Raw genomic sequence first — 6,569 nt, 5'->3', positions numbered from 1 at the left:
TCTTCCTCCCTAATCGGCCTAATTTCAAGCGACGCTATCCAGATTTCTGTGTTGCGCTTGAAGACGAGCCACTTCCCGTCGGGAGACACGAGCGCCCGAGTCATTTGGCGCCTCAGTTGTGTCAGTGGCTCCGGCCTCGCTTTGTCTTTGAGCGGCAGCCGATAGAACGTGCCAGCCCCTGGCGGCCCCGAGAAGTAGAGCAACAGACCATCTGCGGAGAGCTGCGGGCGTGATCCCCACCACCACGCCGCTTCGGTGAGTTTTTCCTTTTTGCCGTCGCCGTTGAGATTCACGGCCACCACCCGGCTGGGGTCTTCCATAAAAACTAGCCGCTCACCATCGGGGCTCCAGCTCAGGTTCCAGTAGTACGACCCCGAAGCCACGGTGCGTGTCTGTCGGGTGTCCAAGTTGAACACTCTGAGTTCTTCCTTCCCGTGCTCGCTGGTCACGAACGCGAGCTGCCGCCCGTCCGGTGAAAACGCTGGCTCTCGCTCGAAGGCGTTGCCTGCAAATAGCCGCTGAGCCTGCCCGCCATCGAGCGGCTGCTCCCATAGGTAGCGCGCTGCCTCAAAGACCAGCGTGCGACCGTCCGGCGAAAGCCGGGGATTCAGGACGCTGCGCGGCGGCGCGGCGCCTCCCGGCGGGACGAAAGCGACCTTGCGCGGGAAAACAGGATCTTGAATTTCCAAGCGCACGTACGCGCTGAAGGCTATCGGTTCGTGCGATCGGCCGGGAAGCGAGATTTTCCATAAACGCCCGCCCTCGCCCAAGTAGAGACCCTTTCCGTCGGGGGCCACCGCAAAGCGCGGCGTCCAGCCCCGGGGCCGCGCCAAGCGGAAGATCTGCCTCTCAGCTCCCTCAGGGAGGGGAATGAAGAGCAAGTCTTCCGCCGGCCGTGTATACCAGCCAGCCAAGGGGTGGAAGCGGCGGCAGTAGACCCCGTCACCCGTCGGACTCGGAATCACAGGAGCGGCGTAGCCGGCAAGCGTGCGGAGCGTCGACACCGTACCTTGCTCATTCCTCACCTGAATCCGGGTTGTCGCACTGGGAGATCGGGTTTCTGGTTCGATTTCTAGATCGATTGCTGCCCAGGCCAAGCGTCCATCCGGCAGGTAGAAAACTGAGCCGATGACCTGCGGCGGCGCACTGAGGGTTTCGGGCTCTGCCCCGCCCAAGGCCACCCGGCGGACCAAAGCCGGAACTGTGTCGGGTACTGAAAATGAGAATTTAGGCATGGGCAACACGCCTGGGACCTTACGAACCAGACTCAAATAGACAATGCTCTGGCCGTCGGGACTCCAAGCCGGACGGGCGGCCCAAGCTTCGTGCGTGACCTGGGTGATTTGCCCCGTTACCAGTTTCAGCACAAAGATGTTGCCGTCGCTGCGGTCCCGGTCGGAGACGAACGCCACGCGGCTCCCGTCAGGAGAGATTGTATGGTCGGTGTCGTAGTAAGGCCCGAAGGTGAGCTGCTCGGCCGTGCCGCCCTCGACCGGCAAGCGGAACAGGTGGCCGAGCATATTGAAAATCAACCACGCACCATCAGGGGAGACCGCCACATCAGGTGCCGTGACCTCGGTGGTCTCGAACTCGATGATGCGCAAGTCGTCGTCTTGAGCGGTGGCGGTATTCGGCAGCACCAATGTCGCAAGGACGAGTGCGAACCAGATGGGGCGCCGGTGAACCACGGTGACCTCTCCCTAGATTTCCGATTCTCACAGTCTAATTGATCGCACTCACGACGTCCGCTTTGGGTCGTCAGCGGCCCCTCACGATTCTACCATCCCAACGGCCGCTTTGGGTTGCGATTTCAACCGGTCGATGCAACACATGCGGCACAATCCTGCGGTTCGATATCGTATTTTACGACGACATGGTCTAGATTCTGATAAACAACAATTTGTTTACCACCCATAACGTTTCGCTGGTTTGCTCACTCGAAATATCGGTCTCTAGGGAAGATACGCGATGCACAGACGAGAGTTCATGGTACTGCGGCCATGCGCCATCCTCGGACGGGTCCTGCTGTGCGCGCTCGCCGGATGCTTGCTGGCGGGCTGCACAACCGCGGCATTCAGCGTCGTAGCGCCGCCCGCCGAGCAGGAGGAACTGGCCACCTTCGCCGCGGCATGGTCGGACTACGAAAACCGCGTAAACGAAACGCCGCACGCGGCCGACTGCGAACCAAGGCGCTTCACCGCAGTGCCAGGTACGAAGCGTCGCGGCGCCGTCATCATGTTCCACGGTTTCGGTACCTGCCCGCAGCAGTTCCTGGAGCTGGCCCCGCGGATCAGCGCGCAGGGTTTCGACGTGCTGCTGCCGCTGCTCCCCGGCCACGGCGCCATGCCGACCGCGGGCGGCGAAGACGACCTGTCAGCCCTGCCGTCAGCCGGCGAAGACAGTTCCGGCTATTTCGAGTTTGCGACGTCGATGAATCGCATCATGGCTGCGAGCCCGGGCGAGAAGATTATTGTTGGCTTTTCGCTTGGCGGCGCCATCAGCTTGAGCGCCGCGCTGCAGGCGACCGAGCTGTACAACCGGCTATTGTTGCTCGCGCCGATGCTCGGGATTCGCGGCGGCGCCTTCATTGAGACCTTGGCGGAGGCGCTCGGCCGGACACCGGGATTCAACAAGATGATCGTAAAACCGCGGGGCTTACGTGCGAAATGTCACTCCTGGCAGGCAGCCGGCCGAGCGGGATTCTGCGATTATCGATACAAGCACGTCGTCGCGCTGATCGACCTCGTGCAAATCAACCGCCAGCTATACGCGAGGCAACCGCTGTCGAACCCGATCCAGGTCGTTACGGCCGGCGACGAAAAATACATCAGCAATGACCGGATCGCTGACTACGCATCGGCACAAGTCGATTTCGGGCCGATCTCACTCTGTTACATGCCGGCCGACGTACCACATGAGATGCTGACGCCATACGAGAACTCGGGTCGCGACATGTACTGGCTGGAACCGCTGCTGGTGGATATGGCAGCGTTTGTGGCCCACGGTCGCTTTTTTCGGGTCGTGCAGTTCGACGGCAGCGGTGAAGTTGCTCACTGCGATTTGTCATATTGAGGGGCAACACGCCATCTTCTGCGTTTTAGCTAAAGTGTTGCGTCGACCGGTTGAAATCGCAGCCAAGAGCGGACGTTCGCCGGGAAAAGAAAACCCCGCCACGGGGGTGGGGCTTTCTGCGCTCTGTGGGAAATCGGATCAGATGTTTAGCAGATCGATGATTGCTTGCGCCGCGGCTAAGCACGCTGCTTTTTCGCAAGCTCCGAAAACGGTGAGTACGTGTTGGTCAGCCCGAGCGCCTCGGCTACCGGCTTGTATGTCAGGTGCCCGAGATAGGTATTGACCCCTTTTGCAAATCCTTCATCCTCGACGAAAGCTTGGAGACCTTTCTTCGCCAAGTGCAGGGCGTAGGGCAAAGTCGCCGTCGTCAGCGCGAGGGTCGACGTTCTTGGATACGCCCCCGGCATGTTGGTCACGCAGTAATGAATGACATCGTGTTTCTCGAACACGGGTTCGGAATGCGAAGTCGGTCGTGATGTTTCGATGCATCCACCCTGGTCAATACTGACATCGACGATGACCGAGCCGGCCTGCATCTCACGGACCATGTCATCGGTGACCAGGTAAGGAGCGCGCGCGCCAGGGAGGAGGACGGCGCCGATGAGAAGATCGGTGTCTACAAGATGCTGCCGAATATTGTCCGGCGATGACAGGACGAAATTCAGGGTTGGTGAGATTTCCTGCTGCAATGTCGGGAGTCTTTCGCTGTGCCTTCCGCAAATAAAGACCTGCGCACCAAGCGCGGCGGCGGCTTTGGCGGCATACCGTCCAACGACGCCATCACCGATGATAAGCACCTTGCCATACTGCTGATCGAGAATTGTGCTGAGCAGGATGCCCTTACCCCGGTTGAACTTGGCCAGGTAATAACTGCCGATAGTCGTCGCCATATGGCCGGCCACGGCACTCATCGGTTTTAGCAGCGGCAGAGCGCCGCGCGCGTCCTCTACCGTTTCGTAAGCCACCGCGGTGACGCGATTTTGCAGCAAGGTCTCAGTCAGACTCTTGTCGGCGCCGGCCAGGTGAAAGTAGGTGAAAAAAATCTGGCCGTTGAGATAGGGGTATTCGATGGGGAGCGGTTCTTTGACTTTCAGCACCAGCTCCGAAGCCCAGGCATCGTCCAAGGGAACAGTCTCCGCTCCGGCGGCCAGGTAGTCCGCGTCGCTGAAGCCAGAACCCACACCCGCGTCTGTCTGTACATGTACCTGGTGACCTGCCTCGGTCAGGGCTTTCGCGCCTTTCGGCGTGAGCGCTACGCGGTTTTCTTTGTCCTTAATTTCCCTGATGACGCCAATCTGCATAGAAATTCTCTCCTGAGTCGTCCTACCTTAACCTCTAATCTACGAGCCCGTCGCGGTTAAGCTGAAGCGATGTCCAATACAGCATAGTGACTGCGGCATGGGTAGTGCCCACTTTGGTGCCCACTTCGACGCGGCACCAATCAATTTTGCTTCATGTTGAATGTCTGCTTTTCCCGAAAGCGGACGTTAAAATGACCAGAAATAGGTGATTCTGAAGGTCCGCTTTCGGCCATAAGCGGACGTTCGAGCAAACCAGTTTTCGCAGCGATAAGGGCCAAAAGCGAGACAAATGGCCGTTCAATAAACGTGGGCTTCATGGAATAGGGCTTTTATACGTCCTATACTTTGATTGGATGTCAAGCCAAAAAGCGCAGCCTTCTTTTCAAGCAAAGGAGAGAAAAAATGAACCGTTTTCTTCGAATCTTTTTGTATAGCGTACTTCTCATACTGCTGGTTACCGGATGCAGCAAACCAGAAAATAAGTCAGCTACCAGAGAAACTCAATCGGGAGAATCCTCAGGAACGGTGACCGTCAATGGCACTCAACTGGCTTCCGTCATCGAAGGCCTGTGGGTGGGGGCGTTCGAGCTTGAGAAGGAGTCGGTGTACCTCAGAGTTGAGTTGAAATCGGAAGACGGGGGCATAAAACTGACCGTCGTCTACATGTTACCAGGGGCACCAGGGGCGGTTGGAGATGTCCGTCTGGAATCCTCTCGCGTCAACTTTGAACTGACGAGGGATGCCGACACGATTGCCTTCGATGGACGGCTCCAAGGCGACACAATTACGGGAGTCGTCGAGCACGCCGGAGAGTCAGGCACCTTCGGACTCGTGCGGTGGGTCCAAGTTGATGACACGCTCTACGACGACTACATGGGGGCGTATGAATTGGAGCCTGGCAGAGCCGTATTCATTCGGCGGCATGATTTCCTGAAGCCGGATCCCCCCTATCCCATTTCCAGGTCATGGCTCTCCTACGTCGAGGAATCAGGGCGCGTCGGACGTCTCTACCCCTCCTCCAAGACCACCTTCTTCTCTGGGCCGACGTATCTCGTTCCCTTTCCCGTCGAGGTGGAAGTCACCTTCGTCCGCAACCAAGAGGGCAAAGTCAGCGGCCTCGTCTGGCGCGAGCGGGGTGGTGCGGAGCGAACTGCCCCACGAAGCACGCTGTACAGGGAAGAGAACGTGACCTTCCGAAACGGCGATATCACCTTGGCCGGCAGGCTCCTCGTACCCAACACGAAAGGCCCACATCCCGCCGTCATCATGGTACAGGGCGGCGGCCCAACGAACCGTAATCTGCCAGTCTTCCCAGAGTACGTCTTCGCCCGGCACGGGATCGCGGCACTCGTCTACGACGGGCGAGGGACTGGCGCCTCCACCGGAGGAGCGTGGCGTGAATCCAGCTTCGGAGATCTGGCCGAAGATGCCCTCGCCGGTGTTGAGTTCCTTCGCCGTCATAAGGACATCAACCCGAGGCAGGTCGGCATCTGGGGGTTTACCGACGGAGGGGGAGCTGTTGCCTCACTGGCTGCCGCGCGCTCCAAGGACGTCGCGTTCCTCATCATGGTATCCGCTCCAGGCCTGCCCTATGCGGAGCAGTTACCGATGGGGACAGAAGCAGCCCTTCGGGTAGACGGCTTTTCGGGGGAGGAGATTGAGGAAGCTCTCGCGTTCGTGAAACTCGAAGCCGACTTTATAAGGACCGGGGAAGAGTGGGAAAAGCTCGAAGCTGCCATTCAGACGGTGAAGGACAAGAAATGGTTCTCCTACACAGACGCGGGTTATTGGGGGGAAGCAACGTCAGAGGACCATTGGGTCTGGCGGTTCCAGCGCCTGAGGGCAGGTCACAATCCTGTATCTGTGCTCGGTGCAGTCACCTGCCCGGTCCTGGCGATCTGGGGAGAACTGGACATGTGGGTTCCGCCTGAGCCGAACAAATCGATCGTCGGGAAAGCCTTGAGAGAAGGAGGGAACACGGACTACACCCTCAAAGTGTTCGCCAAGGCTGGTCACAGCATCTGGCTCGCTGGAACCGGTGGTTTGGAGGATTGGCCTCACGTAAAAACGTATGTTCCCGGCTATTTCGAGACGATGACGGAATGGCTCCTCAAGCGGGTGGATGTGGCTAGGAGAACCGAGTAGATAATCTGAGATAGTGGTGCGTCCTCTCCCGCTGAAACTGGCACTGGTACC

General features: G+C 58.8%; 4 protein-coding genes. 2 read left to right on the top strand and 2 right to left on the bottom strand.

Features of this window, described 5'->3' with window-relative positions; genetic code table 11:
- On the bottom strand, nt 1-1,688 hold a 1,688-nt coding region (locus IIA05_08275), incomplete at its 3' end, for a PD40 domain-containing protein (protein MCH9027093.1).
- A gap of 280 nt (nt 1,689-1,968) precedes the next feature.
- Here IIA05_08275 and IIA05_08270 point away from each other — a divergent pair.
- Nucleotides 1,969-3,072 carry an alpha/beta fold hydrolase gene (locus tag IIA05_08270; GenBank protein MCH9027092.1) on the top strand — a complete coding sequence of 368 codons (1,104 nt, stop codon included), beginning with the start codon at nt 1,969-1,971 and terminating at the stop codon, nt 3,070-3,072.
- Nucleotides 3,073-3,248: 176 nt separating this feature from the next.
- Here IIA05_08270 and ald read toward each other — a convergent pair whose 3' ends face one another.
- Nucleotides 3,249-4,373 carry an alanine dehydrogenase gene (ald, locus tag IIA05_08265; protein MCH9027091.1) on the bottom strand — a complete coding sequence of 375 codons (1,125 nt, stop codon included), beginning with the start codon at nt 4,371-4,373 and terminating at the stop codon, nt 3,249-3,251.
- A 402-nt stretch (nt 4,374-4,775) separates the two neighbouring features.
- Between ald and IIA05_08260 the strand changes: the two genes are divergently transcribed.
- Nucleotides 4,776-6,518 carry an alpha/beta hydrolase gene (locus IIA05_08260; protein ID MCH9027090.1) on the top strand — a complete coding sequence of 581 codons (1,743 nt, stop codon included), beginning with the start codon at nt 4,776-4,778 and terminating at the stop codon, nt 6,516-6,518.
- Nucleotides 6,519-6,569: the final 51 nt, after the last annotated feature.

The organism is Pseudomonadota bacterium (genome assembly GCA_022572885.1).
Taxonomy (GTDB): domain Bacteria; phylum Pseudomonadota; class Gammaproteobacteria; order Steroidobacterales; family MnTg04; genus MnTg04.
This window is presented reverse-complemented; position numbering and strand designations above follow the sequence as displayed.